Consider the following 26,228-nt stretch of genomic DNA (forward strand, 5'->3'; position numbering starts at 1 on the left):
CACTTATGCATCGGGGGTTTAAATAAACATTTATCAAACCAAATCAAAATTAGGCAAGTATGAAAACAAACCTACGCCTTGTAAAAGTATGCGCAGTAGCCGGGCTCACGCTGAGCGCGGCGATCGCCGACAATGCTTTTGCCGCTGACGCTGCAAGGGTGGCCAACTCCGCTGCATGGCATGCCAACTTCCAGCAGAAGGAGATTCATGGTATAGTAAAAGATGCTAAAGGCTCCGTATTACCTGGAGTTACCGTCATGATCAAAGGTACTGCGAAGGGCACCCAAACGGACGGGAATGGTCATTTCAGGCTGACAGCGAAAGCCGGAGATGTGCTGGTGTTCCGTTTTGTAGGATACGGTTCCCAGGAAATCACCGTGGGCAGCAGCGACGAGGTGAATGTGGCGCTGGAAGAAGGCGCTACCGGACTGAATGAGCTGGTTGTAACTGCGTTGGGTATTAAGAGAGAAGAGAAGAGTATCGGTTATGCCATGACTAAAGTGAAAGGCAGCGAATTTACACAAGCCCGCGAGATCAACGTGGCTAATGCCCTGGTGGGTAAGGTAGCCGGTGTGAACAGTACGCCGCCTTCTACCGGCGCAGGCGGGTCAAGCCGCGTGAGCATTCGCGGTACGGTGTCCGTTGCAGGTACCGTACAGCCGTTGTATGTAGTAAACGGTGTGCCGTATAACAATACAAACATGGGTAACCCCGGCAAATACGGCGGTTCCGACATGGGTGATGGTATGGCCAGCATTAACCCGGATGATATCGAAGATATTACCGTACTCAAAGGCGGCCCTGCCGCTGCACTGTACGGCTCCCGTGGGTTGGGCGGCGTGATCCTCATCACTACCAAATCTGGTAAAGCCCGCAAAGGCCTGGGTGTGGAAGTGAACAGCAACTTCACCATCGATAAAATACATGATTTCCGCGATTTCCAGGATGTATATGGCCAGGGTACGCAAGGGGCGAAACCTACGGATGCAGGCGGCGCTAAAGCTACCGGCTTAATTTCCTGGGGCGCTAAACTGGATGGTTCCGCTACGCCACTTTTCAACGGTACCAATTCCCCTTATTCCGACGTCTCTAAAAATCACTTTAAAGATTTTTACAGGACAGGCAGCACCATCTCCAATACGGTGGCTATTTCCGGCGGTAATGAGATGGCTTCCTTCCGCTTGTCGCTGGGCGACCTGAGAAACCAGGGCGTATATCCCCACTCCTATTACAAGCGTAATAACGTTGCATTGGATTTGAACTATAAGCTGAACGAGAAGTTCTCCGGTACGGTAAACGTGATCTATTCAAAAGAGCGCGCCAACCGTTCCAACGTGAGCGATGCGCCGGCTAACGGTAACTTCGCAATCATGTTCCTCCCGAACAACGTGCCTGCCAAATCACTGGCGCCGGGATGGGACCCGCTGACTGACTTTGAAACGGAGTTCAGCGGCAACCAGTACAATACCAACCCTTACTTCGCCGCTGCCAAAGCTACGAACCTGACCAACAAGAACAGGACTACGGCAACGGGTACACTGAAATACCAGGCTACTGACTGGTTATTCTTCCAGGGCCGCCTGAGCAATGATAACTATACCTTCAACGGTGTGAGCATCTGGCCTTATGGTATTGCTTTCAAACATGACGGTAAACTCCTGGGGGATCAAACCAATACCTTCAATGAGCTGAATGCCGAACTGATGGCCGGCATTAACAAAAAGCTCGGCGCCGACTTCAATGTAAGCGCAAACGTAGGTGGCAACTTCATGAAACAGGATGTAAAGAACATCGGTATGACTGCCGACGGCCTGGCTTACAAGAACGTTTACAGCCCTGCTACCGGTAGCTCCGTGGTACCGTCGCTGACTACCCCTAATAAGGAAATACAGTCCGTATATGCGTCCGTAGAGCTGTCATATAAAAACCTCCTGTTCCTGAACCTGACTGACCGTAACGACTGGTCCAGCACCTTGCCTAAGGGTAAAAATTCATACAACTATCCTTCCGCCAGCCTTTCTTACCTGTTGTCTGAAACCATCAAAACTGATTGGTTAAGCCTGGCAAAGATCCGTGCGGGTTACTCCAAAGTGGGTGGCGATGCGGAACCTCAGAAAACGCAGCTTTACTACTCTACGCTCGCCGGCGCTTCCATTAACGGCGCGCCTATCGGCAGCATGCCAACAGAAATTCCAAACAAAGCGCTGGAACCACTGATGTCTACCGAGTATGAAGTAGGTACGCAGCTGGCGTTTCTGCACAACAGGCTGAGCGTTGACTTCGCCTGGTATAAAAGAGCTACCAACAACGACATCGTTGCCAGCAGCATCTCCTATACTTCCGGTTACGACAAAAAATATGTGAACCTGGGTAAAATTGAGAATACAGGTATTGAGTTGTTGGTATCCGCTACACCGGTAAAAACTAAAAATTTCGCCTGGACTACCACTGTCAACTTCACCAACAACAAGAACACCGTTGTACAGCTGACAGAAGGCCAGCCTGATTTACAGATGGACGAATCCAGGACCGAAAGAGCGTATGTAAAGCAGGCAGTAGGTTTACCAGCCTTCCAGATCACCGGGTTTGATTACCTGAGAGATGATAAAGGCAACCTGATACTGGATAACAGCCTTCCGCAGGCAGGCAACCTCAAGTACCTCGGTACTGCCGTTGCGCCTATCACCGGCGGCTGGAGCAACGAGTTCAACTACAAACGTTTCGGCCTTTCATTCCTGATTGACTTCAAAGACGGCGCGGTAATGTATTCCGGCACCAACGCCACTGCGTACAGCGTGGGTCTGCATAAAGAAACCCTCGCCGGCCGCGAAGGCGGTATTACTGTAACCGGCGTGGACGCTACCGGCAAAGCCGTATCTGCCAAGGTGGATGCACAGACTTACTACAACAGGCTGTCTACCATCTCCGCTTTACAGGTGTATGATGCAGACTTTATCAAATTCCGTTCACTTAGCCTTACTTATAACTTCCCTGCCAGCGCCTTCAACAACAAAATTGGCGGTTTGAGCCTCTCCCTTGTTGGTCGCAACCTTTTCTACATCAAAAAGAATGTGCCTAACATCGATCCAGAGTCTTTCTACACCTCCGGCGTTGGCCAGGGTCTCGAATATGCAGGCGTTCCAACAACCGCCTCTTATGGCCTGAACCTGAATGTGAAATTTTAATTAAGGGTTTGTACGAAGTTCAAAAAACAGCAACATGAAATCACTGAAAAAATATACCATACTACTGGCAGTACCGGCACTGACGTTTCTGTCGTCCTGTACTAAAAACTTCGAAACGCTGAACACTGATCCTAACAGTGCCTCCGCTGAAACTACCATTCCGATTTACTCCCTGACAAGGGCGCAGCTGGAATTCACCGGTAACAACGACTTCAGCTTCGAAACCTGGCGCGTTAATATTATTTACCTGAGTTTAATGACCCAACAACTGGCCTCTACCACCGGCTGGTACAATGGGGATAAATACTCCCGTAACGATGGATTTGCGGCCTCCTATTTCCAGGTAGCCTATCCTTCCCAGGTTAAATACATTGAGGATGTGATTGCGCAAACCAAAGGCAAACCGGGCGCCATTAACCTGTATAACATCAGCCGGATCACCCGCGTATTGATCTATCACCGCCTGACCGACCTGTATGGAATGGTCCCTTACAGCGAGGCCGGTAAAGGTTACCAGCAAAACATCACCACGCCTAAATACGACGCCCAGAAAGATATCTACGCGGATATGCTGAAGGAGCTGGATGAAGCAGCCAAAGCGCTGGATCCCTCCAAGGACGTAGTAGGCAAAGGCGATATCATTTACGCCGGCGATCTTGCCAAATGGAAAAAACTGGCTTACTCCCTGATGGTACGTTTGGGTATGCGCATGAGCAAAGTAGAGGAAGCAACTGCTAAAACCTGGGTGGAAAAAGGTTATGCAGGCGGTACTTTCACTTCTATTGACGACAATGCCAACGTGAGCCACAATGGCGCCGGTGGCCGTGCTACTGTCAACAGGAACAGTAATATCATCGGTGGCGAGTGGGATGCAGTAGGTAAAGGAAATATTTACCTGAGCAAAACGTTTGTGGATTTCCTGAAGAACAACAATGATCCGCGGCTGGCCGTTTATGCGCAAATCAACCTGACGGGCGACAGGAACCCGGCCAACCAGATAGGCCTGCCAAACGGTTATGATGAAAACGGCGCGAACACGCCAAATGACGTACACCATGCGCCCGGCTTCAAGGATACCGTTGCCAATTACTCCACTGTGCGTAAAGACATCTTTGCGAAACTGGACGGTTATACTTCTCTCGTAACCTATGCGCAGACCGAGCTGCTGCTGGCGGAAGCTGCGCAACGCGGCTGGAATGTAGGCGCTAATGCCGCTACCCACTATGCCAATGGCGTGAAGGCAGCCATGACGCAGCTGAAGCAATACGATGCTGCCGCTACGATCAGCGAAGGCGCTGCAACCGCTTACCTGACTGCGCATCCGTTTGATCCGGCTAAGGCGCTGGAACAGATTAATACGCAGTATTGGGCGGCAAGCTTCCTGGATTGGTACGAAGTGTTCAGTAACTGGAGGAGATCGGACTATCCTAAATTAACGCCTGTGATTTATCCGGGTGATAATAACGGCGGTCAGATTCCGAGAAGGATGCTCTACCCTGCTGTTGAAGCCAGTGCGAACGGGAAGAATTATAATGACGCTATCAATACACAAGGCGCAAATAACTTCAACACCCGCGTTTGGTGGGATAAATAAGCTACTTAACGATTAATACATAGGTCACATACAAGATGTTAAAGGCCGTTTGTAATCTTACTCACGGCCCTTCTTTAAGCTCTTGCAACAAAAGATACTTTCATAACAACTAGGACATATTTAGCAATTATTGAACGGGTCGACTAAATCTTTAGACGACCTCTTTTTTGCTATTTAAACGGCACCTTATAATGGGTATAGGTGGTAAATCCCAGGAAGGTGTAATCCCCCGGCCATCCCAGCGGGGCCTGCAACTGGCGCAGGTAGTCCAGGTTCGCCGTCTTATAGTAATTAGCGGCTACTTCCGTACCCGGAAAAATTTTGCTGGACGCGCTGCAATAGGCACATTCCGCCTGGTTATCCCATGCCTTACGCATATAATCATATCCCCTGGCCATTAATCGATTCCCTAACTCCCAAAGCGAATGATCCCCCTGCAACTGGGCGAGTTGAGCGGCATAGGAGAAAGCGGTGAGCGAATACTGGAAGTGAACACAGTCCTTACGATCGCAGTATTCAGGGATATCCCCGTTTTCCTTAATGATGATGGGCATGAATTTTTTCGTGATGTCGTATCCTTCCTGGTAAAGTGCCGTGCTATCCAGGAAGATGCCGATGGCCATTTTGGCGTAGCCCTGGGAGGCATTCCAGTTGTTGTTGTAGACAGGCATTACGTTGATATACTCTCTTACAACGGTGCGGAGGTAGTTGCCAAACTGCGCAATGTCCGCTTCCTTCCAGCCGGCGCTTTGGCCATTTACTTTGTAGTGCCGCATGATTTCCGCAGCGGCTACAAAGCCGGGGGTCGTCCAGCAGGCTTCCAGCCCCGGCTGGCGCTTATTGGTGGCGGCATTCAGCAGGTCGTAATTTTTGAACGCATAGGACCAGCCGTTGATCAGGCCAATCGTTTTTTCCGCATATTCCGGCTTGCCGGTTTTGGCCCATGCTAACGCGTACGCATATACGAGTTCCGCATCGCGGCGTATTTGAGATTTGGACGGAGAGGTAGCGCCGTTGGAACCAACTACTACCGTCGCGAAAAAGGAAGTGGGATAATCACTGCGTTCAATGAATGCTTCCACCTGTTTGTACGCAGCCACCCTGGCGGGATCGCCTTTGTCCACCTCCTGACTGATCAGGTCCAGCGACGCTTTGGAATTGAGGATCGCGGGATGCCGGAATTTCTTAGGCCTCGTCCCGTCGGCATATGCCGTCAGCGCTAATAAACAGGTAACGAGCAGGATACTGCCCAGTAGGATTATACTTTTCTTCATACCCAAAAAAATAAAATGCAATCGATTACAATAAAAGTAGTTAAAAAAGCAGGTTTTACCTGCTTTTAGTTTTTTTATGGGGAGAAGGCAACGCATGTGTGGAACGATGCCGCCTTTCCGTTAAAGATCACTGCTGAAAAATCGATGGAAGAACAGCAATTGGTATTGGATAGCATTACTCCAATAGGCCCAGTCATGCGCTCCCGGTCTTTCGATATAATCATGCGGCACTTTCCGTTGCAGCAGTACCTGGTGCAGGTTCCGGTTTACATCGATAAAGAAATCCCTGACGCCGCAATCGATGATCAACGGCATTTTGCTGGTACTGTCCAGTTTTTCCACCTGTTTGATCACCGTATATACCGTCCAGTTAGTCCCGTCCGGGCCGGGATCGCCGAGGTGTTTAGCGATATCCCAATTCTTCGGAAAGGGCCTGAAATCCACGCCGCCGCTCATGCTGCCGGCTGCGCCAAAAATATCCCGGTGGCGGATGCCCAGGTACAAACCGCCGTGGCCTCCCATGCTTAAACCCGTAATGGCGCGGCCTTTGGGAGAAGGCACGGTGGAATAATGCTGGTCGATATAAGCCGGCACTTCGGCGCCCACATAGGTTTCGAAACGCCAGTTGCTATCGGTAGGGCTGTCGATATACCAGCTGCCGATGGCGCCGTCCGGGCAAACGATCATGATATTATAGAGATCCGCGAGCTCCCTGAGGGCGGGCACTTTGGAGATCCAGTTACTGTAATTACCGCCATAGCCGTGCAGCAGGTACACCACGGGGTAGCGTTCGCTGCCACTTTTATAGCTGCCGGGCGTAATGACCACCGCTTTGAAACTGCGGTGCATGGCGGCGCTGGGAATGGAAACCGTGTCTACCTGCGCCGCCTGGCAGGCATTCAGCGCCAGGAAAGTGAAAATAAAAAACAAGAGTGTCCTCATAACGGAAATAATTAATGCGGCAATAAATATCTAAAAAAAAAGCAGCATTGCTGCTGCTTTTTTAATTTCTTGCCTTGCGCATCGGGTTATCGCCGGTGCTGGCCCCTCGTGGCGTATTGCTGCCTTTAAACAGCTCAAACTGCGAAGGAGCGGCTTCCCGCGGCCAGCTGTTATTGGATTCGTCAATATCGGCTGTTTCGCGGTAAGGGTCCAGTCGCACGGAGGTTACCTGCTTATCTTTCGCAAATACTTTTGTGACCTGGTTTTCATTTTTGCGCCAGATGTACACCGGGATACGGTCTACTTCCTTCGTACCATCGGCAAAGGTCCATTCCACAATCAGCGGCATTACCAAACCGCCTTTGTTATTGAACGTGAGTTCATAGAAGTTCTTTTTGCTGTCGTAGAGCTTCTTTTCGGCTGGTGTGAGGCTGTTGTAATAGTTATTGAAAGCTGCCTGGTCTTCTTTAGACACGGCAAAGCGGTCGTATTTGCTGTAGAAGTCCTGCAGCTCAGGGTCCTGGTCTACCACGTATTTCACGCCTTCCGCCTTGTTTTTACGGCGGGCCACATGATCCATGTTCCTGTCGTATTCCGCTTTGGCGGCAACGTTATTTACGGCCGGATTCTTCGAATCAAGGCGGTACCATTTAACGGAATCCAGGGCGATGTCGCAAGGTTCCGTGCCGAAGAACCATCCGCGCCAGAACCAGTCCAGGTCTACCGCAGAGGCGTCTTCCATGGTGCGGAAGAAATCCGCCGGCGTTGGGTGTTTGAATGCCCAGCGGCGCGCGTATTCGCGGAAGGCGAAGTCGAACAGCTCCCTGCCCATGATGGTTTCCCGGAGGATATTCAACCCGGTAGCTGGTTTGGCGTAAGCGTTAGGACCAAAGTTGATGATGTTTTCGGAGTTGGTCATGATGGGTTCCAGCTGGTCCTTTGGCATCTTCATATAGTCTACGATCTTATGCGCGGGGCCGCGGCCGGAAGGGAAGTTGCTGTCCCATTCCTGCTCGGCCATGAACTGGCAGAAAGTATTTAAACCTTCGTCCATCCAGGTCCACTGGCGCTCGTCGGAGTTGACGATCATCGGGAAGAAGTTGTGTCCTACTTCGTGGATGATTACGCCGATCATCCCGTTTTTAGTGGCTTCGGAATAGGTACCGTCCTTATCGGCGCGGCCGTAGTTGAAGCAGATCATCGGGTATTCCATCCCGTTGGCCGCTTCCACGGAAATAGCCACCGGGTAAGGGTAAGGGATGGTATGTTTGGAGTAGGATTGCAGGGTATGCGCCACTACCTTGGTGGAATAGCGGTTGTAGAGCGGGTAGGCTTCCTGGCCGTAGTAGGACATGGCCATTACCTTATTGCCTTCCACGTTGGTGGCCATAGCGTCCCACACGAGGCGGCGGGAGGACACCCATGCAAAGTCGCGCACATTGCTGGCTTCATATTCCCAGGTTTTAGTGCTGGTAGCATGGCCTTTCATGGCTTTCTTTGCTTCCTCGAGGGTCACGATTTCCACCGGTTTTTTGCTGGACTGCGCCTGCTGCCAGCGTTGGTACTGAGCCGGCGTCAGCATGTCCTGGTAGTTGCGGCATTCGCCGGTAGCGCCGACGATGTGATCGGAAGGTACGGTCATGCGTACTTTGAAGTTGCCGAAGGTCAGGGCAAACTCGCCGCTGCCGAAGAATTGTTTATTCTGCCATCCCTGGAAGTCGGAATATACCGCCAGGCGTGGATACCACTGTGTGATGGTGTAGAGGTAGTTTTTATCTTCCGGGAAGTATTCGTACCCTCCGCGGCCGCCAACGGTCATGCGGTCCGGGATGTTATAGGACCACTCCACTTTGAAGCGGTATTTTTCCCCCGGCATGAGCGGCTGCGGCAGGTCCAGGCGCATCATGGTATTATTGATGGTGTAGGACACGGGTTTACCGTCAGCGTCTGTGACTTTGGCGATTTTTACTCCCAGGTCCTTATCTTCCTTCAGGATGTTGTTGATGGCGCTCATGGTCATTTTATCAGACATGCGGCTGCCGTTGATCTGTTGGAGTTCACTTTTGGCGTCGTGCTGGTTTTCGTCCAGCTGGAGCCAGAGGTAAGTGAGCGGATCAGGGGAGTTGTTGTAATAGGTAATCGTTTCAGCGCCGGTGAGCCGTTGCTTTTCATCGTCGAGCGTGGCGGCGATGTCATAGTCGGCCCGTTGCTGCCAGTATTTAGGGCCTGGCGCACCGGAGGCGGAGCGGTAGATATTTGGCGTCTGGAGCATCGTGCCCAGTTGCTCGAAGCGGTTGCCATGGTTGGAGCCGGGATTATTCTGTGCATACAGGGCAAAGGTGCTGCTGCACAGGATTCCAAGCAGGAATATACTTCTTCTCATAAACGGTATAAAATACTAATTCAAAAACATTGCTCTTGCTCCTTCGATCACCATGACGAGGGCGATCCCAAAAGCGCCTGAGGACACGCAGAGGTTCCAGTCGCGGCGCTTTACCCCGGAGAGGTTGACGAGTACTCCGGAGATCAATAAAATAATCATCACAATTACGATCTGACCACATTCCAGGCCGAGGTTAAATCCGAGCAGCGGGCCTACCACATTGGTTTGCGCGCCCAGCAGGCTTTTCAGGTAATTGGAAAATCCCAGGCCGTGGATCAGGCCGAAAAACAAGGCATAGAAATAATTCAGCTGCAATTTTTTCGGTTCACTGTCTTTCCGGATGATATTGGTTGCTGCAGTGATGCAGATTGTAACGGGTATCAGCCATTCGATAATTTCGCCCGGCACTTTGAGGATATCGAGTACGCTCAGCGCCAGGGTAATGGAATGACCAATGGTAAATGCTGTAACCAGAATCAAAACTTTCTTCCAGTCGCGCAACAGGTACATGGCACACAGGGCGACGATGAACAAGATGTGATCATAGGCGTCCCAGTTAATAATGTGCTGCCAGCCCAACTGAAAATACAAACCATCCATTGCACTACTTTTATCTAAATTTGTAATTATATAACCAAAAAGTTAATTTTTCCTAAAATTTTTTGCTAGTGGGATTATTACTATGTAAATGGTGGGTAAGTATGGTATTGGCGCTGCATCCATTTTATGCGAGCGTTACGGAAATAACCCATAATGCGGCCCGGCGGGAGCTGGGGGTAAGCGCCCGGATTTTCACGGACGACCTGGAGAACACGTTAAAGAAGCAGTTCAAGACCTCTTTTGATATTATTAAGCCGGCTAACCGAAAGCAGGTGGAGGGTTATATTGCGGCGTACCTGCAGCAGCATATTTCCGTGAAGCTGGACGGCAGGCCGGTGGCGCTGAAGTTCATCGGGTATAAGATTGAAGAGGATGCTGTGTGGAGCTTTTTGGAGGCGGAGAATGTGGCGGCGCCGAAGAAGGTGGAGGTGCGCAATGATGTGTTGTACGAGCAGCATGCTACGCAGACGAACATGATACATGTGATCGTGGGAGGGAAAAGGCAGAGTTATAAGTTGGATAATCCGCAGGCGGTGGCGGTGTTTGGGTTTTAGGGGAGGATCAACAAAATCCCCTACCTTCTGTCCACAAACTTCACCGGTTTCCTGCTCCCCTCCGGAAACTGCATCTTCATGATCTCCGCCTGGCTGCAATACCGCACCTGTGGTATCACCCGCAACTTCGCCTGGAGATACGACTTAATCTTCCGGTCCATCTCCTCCGACTCCTCCCGGGGCCATAAATGCAGCAATATCTCATCCGTACCCAACTCGTTGGAATGTACCTCCACCACATACTCCCTTACTTCCTCCATCTCATTCAGCAAATCAAACAATGCCGGCGGATATAAAGTAGTCCCTTTAAATTTCAGCATCTGCTTCTTACGGCCAATCACCGGGGATAAACGGATGGTATTACGGCCGCAGCTGCATGGCTCTTCGTAATACCGGCAAATATCGCCTGTCTTGTAACGCAGCAGGGGCATGCCTTCCACGCCAAGCGTAGTAATCGTTACCTCTCCATCCTGGCCAGGGCCTACCTGCTCGTTGTTTTCATCCAGCAACTCCACATACAGCAGCTCCGGATGATGATGGCCGCCATGCCCTACCCGGCATTCCGTGAACGCCGTCTGCATTTCCGTGGAAGCATAAGTGGAATAGAGCTTGATATCCCATTGTTCCGTAATCTTCTTGCCCAATACATTGAATGAAAAATCCGTGTTCCGGATATTCTCCCCGATGCATACGGCCTTCTTCACGGAAGTACTGTTCACATCAATGTTATGCTCCTTCGCATAAGCAATCAGCTTCACCAAAAATGAAGGTACGCCTACAATAGTCGTAGGCTTGATGCGCTCAATGTTTTCCCACTGCATGCTCGGCACGCCGGGGCCTACACGCAGTACGCCTGCGCCCAGCCGGCGGATGCCGTTGTAATACGCCATGCCCGCCATAAACTGCCGGTCCAGCGTCAGCATCAGCTGGTACACATCGCTGTCCGTACCATCTGCACAACTAAAGGAAATATATTCGTTATAGGTAAGCCGTTGTAAATCTTTCTCCGTCAAAGCCAGGATGACAGGCCTTCCCAGCGTGCCGCTGGTAGTGGTGTATTCCGCAATCTTGCTTTTATCCACACATAAAAAATCCCAGTTTTGCTCCTGCAACGCTTCTTTTGTAACAGGCGGGATCTTCTTCACATCTTCCAGCGAACGGATGTCGTCTACCTGTATATGATGCCGCTTGAACCAGTCTTTATAAAACGGTGAAAACTGTTGGAGGTAACCGATCATGTGCAGCACTTCCTTTTCCTGGAAAGCCCTGATGGCGTCTAAAGACTGTAATTCAATATCGGGTATATACATAGCTCTGTTATTCTGTTTTAAAAGGTTATCCTTCTATCACCACCATCGCAATAGCAGCGGTCTTTTCGTGTGATAAAGACACCCATATGCGTTTGATGCCCAGCTGCTCATAACGCGCTGCGGCGGCGCCCAGCAAAAATAATTCAGGCTTGCCATTGGCATCATTGCGGACTTCTATTTCATTGAAATTAACGCCGCCATTGTTGCCCCAGCCGGTGCCAAAAGCTTTCAGCAGGGCCTCTTTGGCGGCAAACCTCGCAGCGTACGACTCTCCCGGCATCGCCTGCTGTTCGCAATACGCTATCTCCGCGGGGGTAAACACCAGGTCCCTGAAAGCCGTGCCCTTGGCCAGCTTCGCAGCTATGCGCCCTACGTCCACGATGTCTGTACCTATTCCAATGATCATTTTTGCAGCACTTTATTCGTTTTTTCCAGCTGTTTGCGGATATGCTCTTCCTCGCCTTTGGTGGCTATTTCCTTCGTCAGCGCGGTGGTATAATACTGCTTCGCCGCCGCGTAATTCTTCAGCCTGAAACTGTAATCGCCGGCCAGCACATAAGTATGGTAATACTCCGGGTTGGTGGCCACAAAAGCATGCAGGTCCACGTTTTCCTTATTCATGATCTGGTCCTTCATGCGATGGAACCGCTGCCACTGCGCGTATTCATTCGTAGCCAGGAAAGTATCCGCCGGCACGCTCAGCGCAGTATCATACAATTCATGATTGCTTTGGAGGCCATGCATGCTGAATATTTTATTCAGGTCATACGCCACAAATTCCCCCATCTGGAAAGGCGCGGTAGATATCCATACCAGCTTCTTCTTAGGCTCAAAAACAATCCCGTGATGGGCTATAAACTGGTTGATCGCCTTCTCGTTACCGAGGCCGATATTGGCATCGTGCAGCCCTTTGCGGTCCCGCAGGATGGCAATGGTCTTCTGCACATCATTTTTACCGTTGCGCGCCATCAGCTCCGTCAGCCGCAGGTAGCGGTAGGCGGACGCGCTTTGCGCCAGCTGCACTTTGTTGGAGCCCAGCGTTTTCAGGGAATCCCCCTGGAAGTGATTGGTGCAGGTAATGAAATGCCTGCCGGGATCATACTTATCCATACCGGTTGGCGTTTTTTCAATAATTACTGCTTTATTATCAATGGCTGAACCGATCAGGAATGATTCGGACACAAACATTTTCCGTTTGGAAGCAATCGCCCAGGCCTCGTCAATGGTTTTGGCGTATTGCAATATCTCCCTCGCCACCAGCGATACCGGCGTAGACGCGCCAAAAGGCACATCCGTTCTCGCCGCGTTGAGGGTAACGGTCAGGCCCTGGTCGTTCATGCCGGACACCACGCCCGTAAACCCGCCCCAGGTCACAAACATAAAGTTGTGGCCCTGCTTCGGATGATAAAACACGACCATCTTATCTTCGGCGAACTTATCGCCCATGTAGAAGTCGAAATTCCGGCCAATGATCAGGTTACTGTCGGCAGAGCGGTCGTCCCAGGTGGCAAAGGAAGTACAACCCACCAGGTACATGCCCTGCAACGCATGCCCGATGTCGTGGGCGGCATGGTAGTTCATCAGCCGTTCGTAGTTACTGCCGATGTAATCATAATTCGGAGAGGCGGAAAACGACTCCCCGTAAATCTCTTCCTTAAACTCCTCCGGCACATTAGCCGCCAGGTCCCTGTTAAAGAACCCGATGAAATAACGGAGAAAATGCCGGTAGAAAGTGCTGGGTATCATCTTCGCAATCTGCGCTACAAACACATCTTCCTGCCGCTGGATCAGCTCCTTGCTCAGCTTGCCGTTGATAACGCCCCGTTCAAAAGGCGCGCCCTCCACGTACATTTCATACAGCCCGGTCCGGCTGTGGCGGAACCAGTTGTTGCCGATGGTGTACGCCTCTTTGTCCAGCTGCTTACGCTCAAGCTGCAAGGCGGACTTATCGGCAATTTCCGGCGGCGGTATTTTGCTGACCACCACCAAATAGATAGCCAGGCTAATCAGCAATACGAGGAAAAACCCGAGGATATACAACAACCCTCTGCCCAGCTTTTTCCACCCGCTGCGCTTCTTCTTTTGCCTGCTGGCATTATATGTCGAATACTGATACATTGTTAATAGCTGTTACTAAAGACTCCATACCCACTAATTCCGAAGCGGTGATCACACTGCTCATGGTTACCCCCAGAATTCCATGCAAGTTCAGATTTTGCCCGGTAAGATACAAATTAGATAACTTGGTACGGGCGGATACCATGGTCCGCAGCGGGTCCCCGGAGTCCTTCATGACGCCGTACATACTCCCGTCCGCAGTGCCCATATAATCGCGGTAAGAGAGCGGCGTGGCCACGTAGTACGACTGCACGCACTCCCGGAAACGCGGGAAACGCTTTTCCACACAGGCAATCAGCTGCTCCGCTTTTTCCCGTTTGAAGCGCTCATAATCCTCTCCCCTGGCGCCCGGCTGCAATACGGTATTGAAAGTATCCTTCCAGGGAGCCATTTCCTCGTAACGCATATACGTCATCACGGAAAGGCTGTCGGCATACTCCGGATGCTGGGAGGATGCGCCCACGTAGATGGCGTAGGTTTGCGGCCAGGCGTCCGCCTGGTAATGAATACCGGCCCAGGCGTCGCCGGTGGTATGATAGTAGTAGTTGTAATTGAGATAGGGAAAGCTGCCTGGCTTTAATACCACGTTCAATACAAATGCGCCGGTGGAGTTTTCCAGGGACTGCATGCGCGTGCGGTAGGCGCCCCGCAGGATGTCGCTCCGGGTAATAGCCGTGGTTTGTGCGGGATGCAGGTTGGACACGAAGTAGTCTGCCTTTACCTGCTCCCCGTTTTGCAGCACCAGGTGGTCCACCCGGTCCCCCTCGCCTACAATGGCCGTCACGGCGGTGTTTCGGATGATCTCTCCCCCGTTTTCCAGGATGCGGCGGCCCAGCCATTTGGCAATCTGCCCGCCGCCGTCGACACACTTCCAGGAGCTGTTCATATAGCTGTTCAGCACCAGGGCATGCACATACAAAGGCGTTTTTTCCGCCACCCCTGCATACAGCAGGTTATTGCCTGCCAGCACCTGTTGCAGCCTTTCGTTCGCCGTAATGCTGCGGAGGAAATCCGCGGTATTATAGTGCAATACTTCCCGCTTCTCCTCATAATCTCCCATCCGGAGGTTATACAGGGGGAACTTGCTGCATATCTCCTTCACCTTCTGCAGGTACGCTTCCAATGCCGGCCGCTCGCCGGGGAAGTGCTCCAGCAGGGCGTTGATGAAGCGCTGCTCTCCCTGCGCTATCTTGTACACAGCCGGATCATCCCCAAAGGCGATATGATCAAAGCCATCCAGGTCCATACGGCGGAGCTTCAGCTTATCGAGGATACCGAGGTATTTAAACACTTTATAGAGGTTCTCGCCCGGCGCCAGGCCGCCAATGTAGTGTACGCCGGAATCAAAAATTACTTTCTCACGGGAATAGGTTTGCAGGCAACCGCCTATCTGGCGGTTTTTTTCGTACACCCGTACCTTGTAACCATTCATGCCCAGAATAGCTGCGGTGGCCAGGCCACCTAGTCCGCTACCGATTACAATGACTTCATTGCTGCGCATATTGCTTTTGGGGGGATTTTCGGATAACAAAAATGACGTTAGACGTATAGCGGGTATTGTCAATCTCCTCGGCTACAGCTCCATACTTTTTTACGATATTACGAATACCCGTGGCAGAGAGGAAGGTTAGCCCGTCCCTGCCTGTTTTATTAAAACCGAATACTTTGGTGGAAAGCCATTCGGTAAATTTAGTGCCTTCATGCCGCTGCCTGCGGTCCATATCCCCGTCGCGGAGCACGATGACGCCATCATCCGACAGGTGCGCAATACACTGCGCCAGCAGGCGCTCCTGCTCTGCTGCAGTCAGGTAATGCATCACATCGCTGAGGATAAACGCATCGTACTGATCCAGCTCCATCTCCGCAATATCCCCATGGATAAAGGTGAGCTGGTCCGTTTTGCTATAGTTGTTGTTAGCGGTAATAATTTTCTCTTCATCATGGTCTACCCCAATAATTTTTCTTTGGGGAGATAACCAAGCCAGCATATACGACATAAATCCGTATCCGCAGCCAATATCCATGACCTTTCCCTGCCGGGGCACCAGTGCGTCAAAAGTGCCGTAGTTGCCCTCTAAACGCGTTTTAATACGCATGTACCATTCCAGCACCGGCCCCTTATAAATATAGTTGTAGATCAGCTGTTCGCGGAAGTACTGCGGCGTTTCCTTTTCCCGGCGCAGCTTTTCATATTCGGCTTTGAAATACCGGGAGATGGATTTCGTACGGGCGCTGTAGTTATCCCCCCAGCTCCTGTCGTCCGCAGCGATGCGCGGCAGGTAACGGAGGGTGATGTAGCCGTCCTTCAGCAGGAAGTCCCCTTTCTGCATGGTTTGCGCCGTGCCATGCATCACAATGGGCAAAATATCCAGCCCCAGTTCCTGCGCCAGGTAAAACGCCCCTTTGTGGAAACGCTTTATCGCAGGGTCCGGGGAACGGGTCCCTTCCGGATATACGACAATGGAATAACCCTGTTCCACCCGCTCGCGGAGCTTATCCACGGCTCCTTCCGCCCCATCGGCCACGGGGTAGTAATCGGCATAGCGCACTACAGCCCCAAACACCGGCGAACGCCATACCCATTGATTGGTCAGCAGGATCACTTTGGGGTACAGCATGGTAGATAACAGGATGTCCAGGAACGACTGGTGATTACTGATGATCACCGCCGGCTTTTCCAGCCGCTCGTTCAACGGGTTCTCCACCCGCTTGGTCACGTTGCCCATGATGTACATCACGGACCAGGTGTATTTGGACAGGATGCGGTGATACAGCAACTTCCCTTTCTCTTTATTGAAAGGATTGATTCTGATCAACACAAAACCCAGGAAAGTAAGGATGAAGCTACCTAACGTGAAGTAGCTAAACGAAAATACGGACAGCGTCAACCCCTTCAGCGTCCACGGCGCAAAGCCCTTCTTCACCCGGTTGGTGATCAGGAAGTTGAACAGCACCAGGATCATCACCTGCGAAATCAATACCACCGTGCCTATACCGATGATAGACACCAGCGCAATGGATTTCAGCGACGGATGCTTCGCGAATATCATAACACCCAGGCCCAGCATGGTCGTGATGGCACTGAGGAAAATCGAGGACTTGAAGGAAGACAGATTTTTCCGGCCGGTCTTGTATTCCTGTAACAAACCATCCATCATGAAGATGCTGTAGTCATCTCCCAACCCAAAAATAAAAGTACTCAGGATGATGTTGACAATATTAAACTTAATACCAAACAGGCCCATGATACCGAGTATCCAAACCCAGCTGATGGCCATGGGGATAAACGTGATCAGCGCCAGCTCTATACGCCCGTAGGAAATGAGCAGGGCGGCAAACACCAGCAGGGAAGTCATCCAGGCGATGCTGTTAAACTCGTCCTTCATCACGGCTACCAGCCTGTTGGCGGCATACTGTTTATCGAGTACCGTCGTATGCGGATGTTTATCCAGCGCGGCATACACGGCCTGCTTTTGCGCCGGGTCCACCTTCAGCAGGGTTACCAGGGAGGTATGGCCGTTGCGTTGCATGATGTAATCGCCCAGGGAACCGCTGGTCAGCACCTCCAGCTGATCAGGGGTTAATACCTGGTAATCCGCATTCAGCAACGTTTCAAACTTATCAAAAGCCCCCGCGCTGAAACCGATCGGCTGGCCGTGGGTACGCAGGTAATCCAGCACGGCGCGCTTCTTCTCCGGCGTCCAGTAAGCGTTCCAGCGGTCGATCCGCTGCTGCTGCTCTTTGGCGGAAATCAGGAGCGACTGCACCCCGGCTACCTTCAGCACCACGCCCTGCTGTTGCAGCTGGCGGATCAGCGGCATCAGCTGCTCGCTGTTTTCCAGCGCGGCTTCCATGCTGCCGCCATCGGTGACTACATATACGGATTGCGCCACGTAGGCATTTACGGCGTTAAGGCGCGCCTCTGCTGCCTGCAGCCGGGGCGACATATAATTCATCCGCATCATGTCGCTTTCAAAAGCCACGCGCTTCGCGGTAAAATAAAATACGACCGTCAGTACAAAAATGCCGGCTACCAGCCACTTGTTCTTCTCCGGCTTCAGGCCGGAAAGCTTGTCCACCCAGGTGTCGTGATGCGGCGCCGCCGCCTCCGGGTGCTTACCGGTCGCTATCCAATGCGGCAGGAAGATGAGGGAAAACAACGCCGCGCCGATCAGGCTGCAGGCCGCAAACAGGCCTACGTCGTGTAACATGGGCGACTGTACGAATTGCAGGCAGAGGAAGCCGCCCACCGTCGTAAAGCTACCCAGCGTCATAGGCGTGGCCAGGTCCCGGATCACCTCCCGCGGGTCAGGCGTATGGCGGAAATGATTGAAGACATGCAGGGAATAATTCACGGCAATACCGAGTACTACCGCGCCCGCGCCGAGGGCAATCACAGAGATATGCCCCTTAAAAACGTATATACACGTCAGTGAGAACAGCGCCCCGAATACCACGGGCAGCATTACCAGCACCGGCGCTCTCTTTTTCCGGAAGAAAAACGCGATCAGCGCTACCAGCAGCAACACCGTAATACCCTGCGTGAGCAAGGTATCCCTGCGCAGCTGTGCAGCGTTGCCGGCGCTGACGGCCGTACCGCCAAAATAGGAAGCCTCCAGCTGCGGATAATGCGGCAGCAGGCTGTCCTGCAAATGATCCAGCCCCGCCAGGAAGCGCGTATTCACTTTGGTGGCCGTAGGCGGATTGGCCGGCGTAATGAAAATCATCAGGTGCCGGTGATCCTTCGTCATGATGAAATTATCATACAGCTCAAACTGATCGTCGGCTTGCAACTGTTGTAATTTCTTCACGCCTATCCAGCTGATCCCCACGGGGTCCGACTGTATCATCCGCTTCAACACCAGGCCTGTAGGGGAAATCAGGGTATTATAGTCATACACGAGGGATTTTTGCAGGGTATCCGGCCGGGTCAGCTCGTTGATCCGCGCATAATCCTTTTCCTCCAAAAACAAAGGCAGGTTTTGTTGTATCAGCTGCATCAGGTTCATGACGGTGGCATCTTCCACCTGGCCCTGTATGTTTTTGATATAGGGAGAAAGCTGCGCCTGCGCCGCAGCGGTAAACGCGGCTGCGTAGGCAGTCAGGCTGTCGGGTACAGCCGTGGCGGCAGTGTCCCGCTGGGAAACAGTGATAATTAGCTTGTCCGCAAATTTGGAATCCTGGAATACCTGTTGCAGCTTGTCCAGTTTCTTATCCTGCGGGAGGATTTTAGTGATATCCTCTTCCAGCTTTACCTTCGAAGCAAAGAAGCCCACGAGCAAAAAGCTAAGGACGGTAGATATCCACAGCCATGCCTTGTGGCGCTCAAAGAAGTTATATATTGCTACGAAGAAGTTGCCCATTTTATATTGTTACTGAATCTGCAGAATTTTGTTTTTTCCTCCGGAAGATGGACAGCAGCGCGAAGCTGACCAGTCCTGCCGCAAGGCCGGCCCCTATGGCCAGCGTGACGGCCCCCACCACATATTGGAGGAAGTTGGCCTTGATAGTGGCCTGTATGGCATCCAGGGTTTGCCCGAGGAACAGCAGGTCCCGGGAGGATTGCCCCATGAATATTTTCCCGGTAATGAAGCTGGCGTACAACACCCCGATCGTCAGCGGCGGCGTACTGATATGCGCCGCCAGCACTACCAGCGCCTTATTCAATTTAAAGCGGATAGAGAGCAGGATGGCCGTTACCAGCTGAAAGCCCCAGATAGGCACAATGCCCATGAATACGCCGAAGCCGATGGCAGCCGCTTTTTTTGCGTTACTCTCCCCGGGGTTCAGCACTTCTTCCCGCCACAACTTCTTCCAGTTTTCCCACTTGGACAGGTACCTGATGAGGTCCCGCGGTTTGATGTACACGAGCGTGATAAATACCAGTACCGTATTCAGCACGCTGATGCGGGAGAAATCACGAAAGGGCCTGAAATGAGAAATCCTCTCTTCAGCAGGAGGATAGTACACTTTAACAGGCGCCCAGTCTATCTTTATCCCCTTCCAGGCGCTGCGCACCAGCACCTCAATTTCAAATTCATACTTGGTACACCAGTACCGGGTGTTGCCCATTTTATGAAGAGGATACAAGCGGTAGCCGGATTGCGTGTCCGGCCCTTTCAGGCCCGTTTCCACATAAAACCAGAAATTGGAAAACTTGTTGGCGAATGTATTTTTCCCCGGCATGTTTTCCTGTTGCAGGTTGCGGGCGCCAATGACCAGCGCATCCGGATCCTCCGCAATTTTATCCAGCATCACCGGCAGGTCCGAAGCAAAATGCTGCCCGTCCGCATCCATCGTGATGACGTAATCATATCCCTGTTCCTTCGCATAGGCAAAGCCCCTGCGGAGGGCAATTCCCTTCCCACGGTTAGGGCTATACGAAACCAGCTGCACCTGCGGATGCTCCGCCAGGATATCGGCCGTATGGTCCGTAGCCCCGTCGTTTACCACTATTACGTGATGGGTATAGGCAAGCACGTCCTGCAATACTGCCCCCAAAGTGCCGGCATTATTGTAGGTGGGTATCAGCACCGCTACGCGGCGCTGTTCGAACTGCCCGTTATGTGTAGGTGTAAGCGACATGCAATTATTTAAACAATCCCTGGAACTTCATGAAAGTCTTATCCTCCCGCTTCAGCACTGCAGTCACCTTCAGGGCGGCATCTTCCTCCTTGCAGGTCACCTGTACATCCACCAGCGGCGTCTGGCGGGGGTCGATCATGTTCATGAACTTCATCTGGTTAGCCTTTTGCAGCATCACCTTACGATTGGCTACTGTGCGTACGAACTCCGTGATCGTTTGCATCATGCAAACGCCCGGCACTACCGGCTGCTCCGGAAAGTGACCGCCGAAAACCGGATGCTCCGCATTCAGGGCAATGGTGGCATTGAGCTGCCCGCCTTCCTGTGTTTGTTCCGTAATGGTATAGAAGTTACCAGCTAACATAGTTTTTTATTTTTTTTCTACCCTTTGCAGGGAGATGTTGAACTTAAAGTTGAGATGTTTGATCAGGATACTATCCGGTATCCCGTTTTGATAATGCCGCAGCTCCACCCTTACGACCGGCTTACGGCGCGAGGACTTTTCTATCCGGCGCAACTCCGTACAGGCGCTATCAGTTATATAGTAGTTGTTCCCTTTTTCCGTAGGCGCCACCACAAACCGCTCCCCGTTTTCCCGGGCTACATGGGCCTTGCGGAGGTCCGGGTGCAGGAGCACGAGCGCAAAATCCTGGCTCAGCGTTTTTACCACGGGCTTTTTATCCATTTTCGGGATGATAAAGTGCTTGGTAAAATTCCCGTCTTTATCATACTCAAAATCAAAAAACTTAAACCCCATTTCATTGGCAAACACCAGCCGTATAGCGCTGTCCGGCATAAGCTTCAGCAACACCAGCCCGCTCAGGTGATGTTTGGTCACATCCACCTGGGCGCTGTACAGCGTATTGGTAAATTGCGGGGCAAACTGCCTGATGCACTCCGGCTGCGCAGCAGCATCCGTTTGCAGGCCTTTGTACACGGACCTGCAGCCTGTTGCCACCATGGCCGCCAGCATACTACTTAGCAGAAAATAACGCATCCGGGATGTTTGCATTCAGTTGTTTATGTAAAAAGCTGATAGTGGTATCATCGCCGGATTGCTCCGCCATGGTGATTTTGGACACGCCGTAGTCCGCCTTATCTACCAGCAGCGTGATCTTGCTGAAGTATTCCTTCAACGCCTTGCTGGCCGGCGTCATTTCCAGCTTATAGTATTGCGGATTTTCAAATGCCCTGGTGATAAAGTCCGCATTGTCCAACACAGTCCCGCGTACACAATCCACCGTTATTTTGTTGATCTGTTCAAATAACTTGTTGGACTTCCCTGAAACCTTATTTTCTTTCTGACTATCCTTAATTTTTATATCCTTCCCGTTGATGACGAGCAGGTAGTAAGAAGGCTGTGTATATTCCATTCTTACCTTATTATCTTTCTTAAACCAGAATTTTCCTTTGGAGGTAATCTTATCCGAAAGCATGCTCAGGTTCTTTTCCTGCACAAAATCACATTGGATGCTTTGTGTAGCCTGGGCAGCTTTTGCAAACTGCTGCTTCAGCGGCGTCAGGTCGGCCACGGCTTTAAAGCCCTGCTGCGCCTGCGATTGCAGCCCTATCAATCCACCAATCATTATCAGCAACCATTTACGCATAAGCGGGTATTTTTAAAAGTTTATCAATTCTTTCCAGGCGGTAGCCCCTTTCGCGGATGCCTTTGATCAGCCTGGGCAGTATGGCAGCGGTGATCCTGCAAGTATCATGCAGTAAAATCACTGCGCCGGGGTGCAGGGCATCCAGTATCTTTTGCAGCAGCGCCTCTTCGTCCTTTGCTACCGTATCCAGGGAGCGGATGCTCCATCCCACGGATACCAGCCTTTCCTTTTCCACGGCAGTTGCCAGGTTGGGATTGGTAACGCCGTACGGTGGGCGGAACAGCCGGGGCGTAAGGCCCAGCACACTTTCCACCTGCTCCTGCATGCGGTCCAGGTCCAGCTGCATGCGTTTGGCGCTGTACAGGTCAAACCAGAAATCATGGCACCAGCTATGGTTGCCCACTACATGCCCTTCAGCGTGTATGCGTTCCAGTAACTCGTCGTGCTCCGGGATATTTTTACCGATGCAGAAAAACGCGGCCGGCGCCTGCTCCTGCTTCAGGATGTCGAGCACCAGCGGCGTGAACTCCGGCAGCGGCCCGTCATCGAAAGTAAGCGCTACCACTTTTTCGTTGGTGCGTGCCTGTGATACGGACGGGATGAAGTAGTTGGCCTGTATCTTAATAGCGCCCCATACGCACAGCGGCAGGTATATCAACGGCAGCAACAGCAGCCACCAGCCGGAGATGTTCACCTCCATGCCAAAGCGGAGCGTGATCCAGCATAGCAGCAATATGCCGAGGATGATATATGTGAACCGGTGCGTTAGCATGCTTTCAGCAATATCAATGCGTGGTGGGTACCCTGATGGTGATTATATATCAGTACATTCTTAATCCTTGCCGGCGCCTGCCCGTAGAACATCGCGGCCTCCGGCACGTCCTGCTCGGCAATGATGCGGTTGGCCATCCATGCGCCAAACGCCATCGCCGTGGGATATTCCCCGCAGAGGTGTTTGAAACAGGCCTCCGGATGGTCGGGAAACAGCGCGGCGGCTACTTCCTCGTAAATTTCATCCTGTGCTATATCTCCGTTCCTGCCGGTTACAAGCAGGTCAATATCTTCCAGCGTTAGGTCCTGCGCTTCCAGGAACTTCACAATTTCACCGATCACTTCCCCTTCCCACAGCGGTTTATAGATGGTGCATACGCCCGCCAGTTCCGCCACGGTATGCGTCCCTTTTTCCGGGCTCAGCACAAAAAAGGCCGCGCCTTCGCCGGCAATCGTACCACGGTCCGGACTTTTCAGCAGCTCCATCGTTTTTACCGGCGCTTTTTTATACAAGCCAAAGCGGGATAACACCTGGTAGCTGTAATGGGTAATTTCGTCCAGGCCGCCGGCCAGCACAGTTTTCGCTTCGCCTTCGCGGAGGATCATGGTAGCGTCCAGCAGGGAGTTTTCAAAGGAAAACCCGCGATGCACGAAGGTATTGTTGTAGGCATTGCAGCCCAGCAACAGCGCTATCTGCCCGCCCACGGTGTTGTGGGTGGACTGTATAAAAGCCGTTGGGGTGAGCATTTGCTCCTCCTGCGATACCATTTTATTCAGGAACACGCCTGTATCATCCAGGCAGCCGTAGGCAGTGCCGGTGATGATGGCGTCCGGCATTTTAATGCCTGCTTCTTCCATACTGAGGTTGGCAGCTCCCACGCCCATTTTCACTACACGACTCATACGGCGGATCTGCTTCAGGTCTATCCATTGTTTATAGTCCGGATCTACCGCTTGCAGCCGCACCTGGTCATACTCCTTCAGGGTGGAAAACAAAGGTCCTATCTGCGCAGTTTCCTGCGGAGAGATACAACCCGTGCCATTTATATAGATATTCATGTTGCGTTATTCTTTTGAAAACACCAGGCTGGAGCAGTTGCCGCCAAAGCCAAATGAATTGGACATTACGTGTTTCAAATCATTCCCTGTGCTGAAAGCCGTGGCCGGCGCAAAAGGCAGTTCCTTCATCTGGCGCCGGAAGCGTGCGTTGGGATAAATGATCCCTTCTTTCAGCGCCAGCGCCGCATACACCGCTTCAATTCCCCCGCTCGCGCCCAACGTGTGGCCTGTAAAGGATTTGGTGCTGCTCATCGCCGGGAAGTGCGGCGCAAACAGGCGATTGATGGCAATGCCTTCGGATACGTCGTTATTTTGCGTGCCGGTGCCATGCAGGTTGATGTACCCAATGTCTTCCGGGGTGAGCCCCGCCATATCCAGCGCCCCTTTCATGGCCAGGTAGTTACCCGTGCCATCCGGAGAGGAAGCGGTTTGGTGATAAGCATCGTTTGCATTGGCAAAGCCGCTGAGCCTTGCCCATGGCTGGATGTGCGCCAGCAGGTTATCGGATACCAGCACCACATAACCCGCGCCTTCGCCGAGGTTCAGCCCGGTGCGGGTTTCATCAAACGGCCGGCAGGGCTGCTGATCCAGGATCATCAGCGTGTTGAAACCGTTGAGGGTAAAGCGCGTCAGGGAATCGGTACCGCCGGCGATCACGATATCCACGATGTTGTTGCGGATGAGCCGCGCCCCGTACATCAGCGCATTGGCGCCGGAGGAACAGGCCGTGCTGATGGTAGAAATATGATGCCGGACGCCCAGGGCATCGGCCACCAGTTCGGTAACGGCGCCGCATTCGTGGTGAACCACCTGTTGCAAACGGCCGCCACCGGGGTTGGGAAGGAAGGCCTTAAAAAAATCTTCCGTCTTATCCATCCCGCCTACGGTGTTGGCGGAAACGAATCCGACGCGGTAACGGGAGATGTCCCCCAGGCCGGTGGATTTCCAGGCTTCCCTCGCCGCGATGAGGCTGAGCAGCGCGGTGCGGCTGGTGGTTTCAGGCATGCGCGCCATATCGGCCAGCGTATCGTTGTCCGCTTTTACTTCCGCAACGGGGAAGGCATCCTGGTGGACAGATTGCAGGTATTGCATTTTAGTCATACCGGTACGCATGTCTTTAAACGCCTGCAGGTTTTCCTCCAGGTTCATGCCTATGCCGCTGATGACGCCGCCGCCTGCTATCCAGACCTTTACACTCATGCCTGCTGCTTTTGTTGAGCGGTAATAAATGCTGCCATCGTACGGATGGAGTGGAATATTTCAGGACCCTGTTCAGGGTTGGCAATGCGGATGTTATAGTGCTGCTGCAGCAGAACGATCAGTTCCAATGCATCGATGGAATCGAGGCCCAGCCCGGTTTTGAATAAAGGCTCATCGTTGCCGATATCCTCCGGTTTTACTTCCTGCAAATTCAATTGTTCAATGATCTGCGATTTCAGATCCTCCATCAACTTTTCCATGTTTGTTTTGTTTGACCTGCTTTGCTGGCTGGTGTGCGGTTTTTTCCCGCAAAGCAGCATCCGGTGCAAAGCAGCAAAGGATTATGTGTTGTTTTTTAAGGCTTGCCTTTCGGGGGCCTGCCCTTTATTGCCGGGGCCTTTTTTAGCGCCGGCTTTTGGCGCCTTTGGCGCCTGTTATATTTTTTTATTATAGAGAAAATTTAGTGCCGCTGCGGTCAGGGGCTGCGTCCCCGAACGTTCTACCAGCGCCATCGCCACTTCGTAACGGTGTTCCAATACTTCAACCCATGCCACCAGACATGCCTGTAACGGCGTCTCCGCCAGGAGTTGGGCAGCGTACGTTGTCAGCAAGGCGGCATCAAACTGTTCCGACACGAAGAAGGTATTCTCCCCCTTAAACCCATGCCGGATACAGATTTCACCCATAACGATATTGGGGAGCGTGTACACGAACAGGGCCGGGCTGGCAATGTCTTTCACAGTGGCATAATAACGGAAGTCCGTATCCAGGCTGGCGCTCCGGTTGGAAAGCACCATGCCTACGGCTTCTTTCGGCAGCTGCAGCACGGGGCTGTCTTTCAGCAGCACTTCGGCGGCGAGCCAGCCGAGCTTGCTCAGCGGGTCCATTTTATGGAACTTCGGATATTGCCCCGAGAAGTGGTCGTAGGCTGCTCTCAACAGCTCCTGCAAACCGGGCCCTTCGCCCTCCCATACCAGCTTATCATTGAGAAAAATTTTGTTCTCCCGGATAATACAGGTACCCGTTATATATGCACTATTACTCAA

At 52.1% G+C, this 26,228-nt stretch carries 21 protein-coding genes; 3 read left to right on the forward strand and 18 right to left on the reverse strand.

Annotation, left to right across the window (positions count from 1 at the left end; genetic code table 11):
* Nucleotides 1–59: 59 nt before the first annotated feature.
* Together BOC67_RS08895 and BOC67_RS08900 are read left to right on the forward strand one after the other, a co-directional pair.
* Entirely contained in the window at nt 60–3,185 is a 3,126-nt protein-coding gene (locus BOC67_RS08895) for a SusC/RagA family TonB-linked outer membrane protein (RefSeq protein ID WP_291909555.1), read from the forward strand.
* A gap of 34 nt (nt 3,186–3,219) precedes the next feature.
* Entirely contained in the window at nt 3,220–4,779 is a 1,560-nt protein-coding gene (locus BOC67_RS08900) for a SusD/RagB family nutrient-binding outer membrane lipoprotein (RefSeq protein WP_291909557.1), read from the forward strand.
* A gap of 170 nt (nt 4,780–4,949) precedes the next feature.
* Here the strand turns inward: BOC67_RS08900 and BOC67_RS08905 are convergent, their stop codons facing one another.
* The 4 genes from BOC67_RS08905 to BOC67_RS08920 form a co-directional block, all read right to left on the reverse strand.
* Nucleotides 4,950–6,053 carry an alginate lyase family protein gene (locus tag BOC67_RS08905; RefSeq protein ID WP_291909561.1) on the reverse strand — a complete coding sequence of 368 codons (1,104 nt, stop codon included), beginning with the start codon at nt 6,051–6,053 and terminating at the stop codon, nt 4,950–4,952.
* Between the two features lie 120 nt (nt 6,054–6,173).
* The gene (locus BOC67_RS08910) at nt 6,174–6,995 is read right to left on the reverse strand and encodes an alpha/beta hydrolase family protein (RefSeq protein WP_291909562.1); all 822 of its coding nucleotides are present in this window, start codon (nt 6,993–6,995) and stop codon (nt 6,174–6,176) included.
* A gap of 61 nt (nt 6,996–7,056) precedes the next feature.
* Nucleotides 7,057–9,378, reverse strand: coding sequence for a M1 family metallopeptidase (locus BOC67_RS08915; protein WP_291909564.1), 2,322 nt, complete (start codon nt 9,376–9,378; stop codon nt 7,057–7,059).
* A 15-nt stretch (nt 9,379–9,393) separates the two neighbouring features.
* Entirely contained in the window at nt 9,394–9,978 is a 585-nt protein-coding gene (locus BOC67_RS08920) for a HupE/UreJ family protein (RefSeq protein ID WP_291909566.1), read from the reverse strand.
* Between the two features lie 68 nt (nt 9,979–10,046).
* Here BOC67_RS08920 and BOC67_RS08925 point away from each other — a divergent pair, with 68 nt between their 5' ends.
* Nucleotides 10,047–10,532 carry a DUF6702 family protein gene (locus BOC67_RS08925; RefSeq protein WP_291909569.1) on the forward strand — a complete coding sequence of 162 codons (486 nt, stop codon included), beginning with the start codon at nt 10,047–10,049 and terminating at the stop codon, nt 10,530–10,532.
* 20 nt (nt 10,533–10,552) lie between these two features.
* Here the strand turns inward: BOC67_RS08925 and BOC67_RS08930 are convergent, their stop codons facing one another.
* The 14 genes from BOC67_RS08930 to BOC67_RS08995 all read right to left on the reverse strand — a co-directional run bounded on the left by BOC67_RS08930 (nt 10,553) and on the right by BOC67_RS08995 (nt 26,228).
* A complete protein-coding gene (locus BOC67_RS08930) occupies nt 10,553–11,842 on the reverse strand; it encodes a phenylacetate--CoA ligase family protein (RefSeq protein WP_291909573.1) in 1,290 nt (429 codons plus the stop codon).
* 25 nt (nt 11,843–11,867) lie between these two features.
* Nucleotides 11,868–12,248, reverse strand: coding sequence for a holo-ACP synthase (locus BOC67_RS08935; protein WP_291909576.1), 381 nt, complete (start codon nt 12,246–12,248; stop codon nt 11,868–11,870).
* Nucleotides 12,245–13,960: a C45 family peptidase gene (locus BOC67_RS08940; protein ID WP_291909579.1), complete on the reverse strand. Its 1,716-nt coding sequence runs from the start codon at nt 13,958–13,960 to the stop codon at nt 12,245–12,247. The genes BOC67_RS08935 and BOC67_RS08940 overlap by 4 nt, the downstream gene beginning before the upstream one ends.
* Nucleotides 13,938–15,461 carry an NAD(P)/FAD-dependent oxidoreductase gene (locus tag BOC67_RS08945; RefSeq protein ID WP_291909581.1) on the reverse strand — a complete coding sequence of 508 codons (1,524 nt, stop codon included), beginning with the start codon at nt 15,459–15,461 and terminating at the stop codon, nt 13,938–13,940. Before BOC67_RS08945 ends, BOC67_RS08940 begins: the two co-directional genes overlap by 23 nt.
* Nucleotides 15,448–19,323 carry a trifunctional MMPL family transporter/lysophospholipid acyltransferase/class I SAM-dependent methyltransferase gene (locus BOC67_RS08950; protein ID WP_291909584.1) on the reverse strand — a complete coding sequence of 1,292 codons (3,876 nt, stop codon included), beginning with the start codon at nt 19,321–19,323 and terminating at the stop codon, nt 15,448–15,450. Before BOC67_RS08950 ends, BOC67_RS08945 begins: the two co-directional genes overlap by 14 nt.
* Before the next feature lies 1 nt (nt 19,324).
* Nucleotides 19,325–20,545, reverse strand: a complete 1,221-nt coding sequence (locus BOC67_RS08955; protein WP_291909588.1) for a DUF2062 domain-containing protein — start codon at nt 20,543–20,545, stop codon at nt 19,325–19,327.
* Between the two features lie 4 nt (nt 20,546–20,549).
* Nucleotides 20,550–20,909: a 3-hydroxyacyl-ACP dehydratase gene (locus BOC67_RS08960; RefSeq protein WP_291909591.1), complete on the reverse strand. Its 360-nt coding sequence runs from the start codon at nt 20,907–20,909 to the stop codon at nt 20,550–20,552.
* A 6-nt stretch (nt 20,910–20,915) separates the two neighbouring features.
* Nucleotides 20,916–21,542 carry a hypothetical protein gene (locus BOC67_RS08965; RefSeq protein ID WP_291909593.1) on the reverse strand — a complete coding sequence of 209 codons (627 nt, stop codon included), beginning with the start codon at nt 21,540–21,542 and terminating at the stop codon, nt 20,916–20,918.
* On the reverse strand, nt 21,520–22,152 hold the full coding sequence (locus BOC67_RS08970) for an outer membrane lipoprotein carrier protein LolA (protein WP_291909595.1): 633 nt from the start codon (nt 22,150–22,152) through the stop codon (nt 21,520–21,522). The genes BOC67_RS08965 and BOC67_RS08970 overlap by 23 nt, the downstream gene beginning before the upstream one ends.
* The gene (locus BOC67_RS08975; RefSeq protein ID WP_291909597.1) at nt 22,145–22,924 is read right to left on the reverse strand and encodes a polysaccharide deacetylase family protein; all 780 of its coding nucleotides are present in this window, start codon (nt 22,922–22,924) and stop codon (nt 22,145–22,147) included. Before BOC67_RS08975 ends, BOC67_RS08970 begins: the two co-directional genes overlap by 8 nt.
* Nucleotides 22,918–23,982, reverse strand: coding sequence for a beta-ketoacyl synthase N-terminal-like domain-containing protein (locus BOC67_RS08980; protein WP_291909599.1), 1,065 nt, complete (start codon nt 23,980–23,982; stop codon nt 22,918–22,920). The genes BOC67_RS08975 and BOC67_RS08980 overlap by 7 nt, the downstream gene beginning before the upstream one ends.
* Nucleotides 23,983–23,988: 6 nt before the next feature.
* Entirely contained in the window at nt 23,989–25,182 is a 1,194-nt protein-coding gene (locus BOC67_RS08985; protein WP_291909601.1) for a beta-ketoacyl-[acyl-carrier-protein] synthase family protein, read from the reverse strand.
* Complete coding sequence (locus tag BOC67_RS08990) at nt 25,179–25,502, reverse strand: phosphopantetheine-binding protein (protein WP_291909975.1); 324 nt, start codon at nt 25,500–25,502, stop codon at nt 25,179–25,181. Before BOC67_RS08990 ends, BOC67_RS08985 begins: the two co-directional genes overlap by 4 nt.
* A gap of 114 nt (nt 25,503–25,616) precedes the next feature.
* The gene (locus BOC67_RS08995) at nt 25,617–26,228 is read right to left on the reverse strand and encodes a hypothetical protein (RefSeq protein ID WP_291909603.1); all 612 of its coding nucleotides are present in this window, start codon (nt 26,226–26,228) and stop codon (nt 25,617–25,619) included.

It is taken from the genome of Chitinophaga sp. CB10 (genome assembly GCA_001870995.2).
In the GTDB taxonomy this organism is placed as follows: Bacteria; Bacteroidota; Bacteroidia; order Chitinophagales; family Chitinophagaceae; genus Chitinophaga.